General features: G+C 70.6%; 4 protein-coding genes and 1 pseudogene. All 5 read left to right on the forward strand.

The features are described from left to right. The coding region (locus VJN29_RS17100) for a SufD family Fe-S cluster assembly protein (protein ID WP_324144847.1) at window positions 1-225 on the forward strand (225 nt) is incomplete at its 5' end. Window positions 226-307: 82 nt separating this feature from the next. Further along, a complete protein-coding gene (gene sufD / locus VJN29_RS17105) occupies window positions 308-1,486 on the forward strand; it encodes a Fe-S cluster assembly protein SufD (RefSeq protein WP_324144848.1) in 1,179 nt (392 codons plus the stop codon). Further along, window positions 1,483-1,824 (forward strand): non-heme iron oxygenase ferredoxin subunit, encoded by a 342-nt coding sequence (locus VJN29_RS17110; protein WP_324144849.1) that lies wholly within the window; start codon window positions 1,483-1,485, stop codon window positions 1,822-1,824. The genes sufD and VJN29_RS17110 overlap by 4 nt, the downstream gene beginning before the upstream one ends. Window positions 1,825-1,831: 7 nt before the next feature. Further along, window positions 1,832-2,599 (forward strand): Fe-S cluster assembly ATPase SufC, encoded by a 768-nt coding sequence (gene sufC, locus VJN29_RS17115; protein ID WP_324144850.1) that lies wholly within the window; start codon window positions 1,832-1,834, stop codon window positions 2,597-2,599. Next, a pseudogene (locus VJN29_RS17120) lies at window positions 2,600-2,759 on the forward strand (cysteine desulfurase); the annotation flags it as partial.

Here is a 2,759-nt window from a genome sequence, read left to right on the forward strand (position 1 = left end):
GTCGACATCCGCGAGGACGACGTCCAGATGGGTCACGAGGCGACGGTCTCGAAGGTGTCCGAGGACCAGATGTTCTACCTCATGTCGCGGGGCATGTCCGAGGAGGAGGCGATGGCGATGATCGTGCGGGGCTTCGTCGAGCCCATCGCCAAGGAGCTCCCGATGGAGTACGCCCTCGAGCTCAACCGACTCATCGAGCTGCAGATGGAAGGGGCCGTCGGATGAGAACCCCACGAAGTTCTCCCCCGCTTCGCTCCTCCGATACTTCGCGGGGACCCCGTTTCCAGACCGCCTGCGAGGACCGTGCATGAGCCTGTTGACCCCCCAGCGCCCCGCCGAGGGCGCTCATACGCACGACGCCACGACGCTCGTCCCGAGCCAGTCGCGCGCCGAGCGGACGACGTCGTATGCCGTCGCCGACTTCCCGCTCCCGACCGGCCGTGAGGAGGAGTGGCGGTTCACGCCGGTCGACCGCCTCGGCGCCATGCTCCGCGACGCGCCCACCGGCGCGTGCCTGGAGTGGGCGCAGGACCTGCCGGACGGCGTGACGCTCGGCACGGCATCCGTCGAGGAGTGGCGGGCGAGCGGTGCCCCGGCGCCGGCCGACCGGGCTGCCGCCGTCGCTGCGGCCCACAGCGGTGGGGTCGCGGTGCTCGACATCCCCGCCGAGGCCGAGCTCGACACCCCCGTGCGCATCCGCCTCACCGGCGCCGAGCGAGAGGTCGTCCACGGCCACCTGCTCGTGCGTGCGGGCCGGTTCTCCCGGGCCACCGTGGTCCTCGAGCACACGGGGGCGTCGGAGTACAGCGAGGTGCTCTCCGTCGTCGCCGCCGATGGGTCCGAGCTCACCGTCGTGACGATCCAGGAGTGGGACGACGAGAGCCACCACCTCGCCCAGCACGACGTCGTCATCGGCCGCGACGCCTCGGTGCGGCACATCGCCGTCAGCATCGGCGGGGGCATCGTCCGGATCAACACGAACGCGTCCTACACCGGCCCCGGGGGCTCGTTCGAGGGCCTCGGGGTCTACTTCGCGGATGCCGGTCAGCACCTCGAGCACCGGCTCTTCGTCGACCACGGGGCGCCGCACTGCCGCTCCAACGTCGAGTACAAGGGCGCGCTGCAGGGGGACACCGCCCACACCGTGTGGGTCGGCGACGTGCTCATCCGCGCCAGCGCGGAGGGCACCGACACCTACGAGCTGAACCGCAACCTCATCCTCACCGAGGGTGCTCGTGCCGACTCGGTCCCCAACCTGGAGATCGAGACCGGGGAGATCGTGGGCGCGGGCCACGCCTCGGCCACCGGACGATTCGACGACCAGCAGCTCTTCTACCTCATGGCGCGCGGGATCCCCGAGGACGAGGCCCGCCGCCTCGTCGTCCGCGGCTTCTTCGCGAGCGTCGTGGGTCGGATCGGCGTCCGGGAGGTGCAGGAGCGGCTCATGCAGTCCATCGAGCACGAGCTGTCCGGGGGTGAGCGGTGAGCGAGCAGCTGACGGACAGGGGCTTCGTCCGGGTCTGCCGCCTCGACGAGCTTCCCGCGGTGGGCGCTGCCGCGGCCGAGATCGACGGCCGGCGCGTCTCCGTCGTCCGCACGGAGGACGGTGACGTGCACTGCGTCGACGACACGTGCACCCACGCCAACGTCTCGCTGTCCGAGGGCGAGCTCGACGGCTGCACCGTCGAGTGCTGGCTCCACGGGTCCCGCTTCGACCTGCGCACGGGCGAGCCCACCGGTCCGCCCGCCGTCATCCCCATCGCCGTCCACACCGTCCGCATCGAGGGCGACGACGTCTATGTCGCCCTGTCCGAGGAGAGCTGAGCACCGCATGACCACCCTTGAGATCAAGGACCTCCACGTCTCCGTCCAGACCGAGGAGGGCTCCGCCACGGAGATCCTCCGCGGAGTGACCCTGACGATCCGGTCCGGCGAGACCCACGCGATCATGGGCCCCAACGGGTCGGGCAAGTCCACCCTCGCCTACTCCGTCGCCGGTCACCCGAAGTACACGGTGACGTCCGGCTCGGTGACCCTCGACGGTGAGGACGTCCTCGCGATGAAGGTCGACGAGCGTGCCCGGGCAGGGCTCTTCCTCGCGATGCAGTATCCCGTCGAGGTCCCCGGCGTGTCGGTGTCGAACTTCCTGCGGACCGCCAAGACCGCCATCGACGGCGAGTCGCCGAAGCTGCGCACCTGGGTCAAGGACATGAAGGGCGCCATGGGCAACCTCCGCATGGACCCGGCGTTCGCCGAGCGCAACGTCAACGAGGGCTTCTCGGGCGGTGAGAAGAAGCGCCACGAGATCCTCCAGATGGAGCTGCTCCGCCCCCGGATCGCGATCCTCGACGAGACCGACTCCGGCCTCGACGTCGACGCCCTGCGGGTGGTGTCCGAGGGCGTCAACCGGGCCAAGGAGGCCACCGGCGCCGGCGTGGTGCTCATCACGCACTACACCCGCATCCTGCGCTACATCACGCCCGACTTCGTCCACGTCTTCGTCGACGGCCGGATCGCCGAGGAGGGTGGCCCCGAGCTCGCGGACCGCCTCGAGGCGGAGGGCTACGACCGCTTCCTTCCCGAGACCGCCGAGGCCTGAGTGACCGCCGCCCCTTTCACCGACGAGGAGCTGGCCCGGATCCGGGCCGACTTCCCGATCCTGACGCGCACCGTGCGCGGGGGGCACCCGCTCGTCTACCTCGACTCGGGTGCGACCTCGCACAAGCCGCGCCAGGTCCTCGATGCGGAACGCGGCTTCT

The organism is Intrasporangium sp. (assembly GCF_035280925.1).
In the GTDB taxonomy this organism is placed as follows: Bacteria; Actinomycetota; Actinomycetes; order Actinomycetales; family Dermatophilaceae; genus Intrasporangium.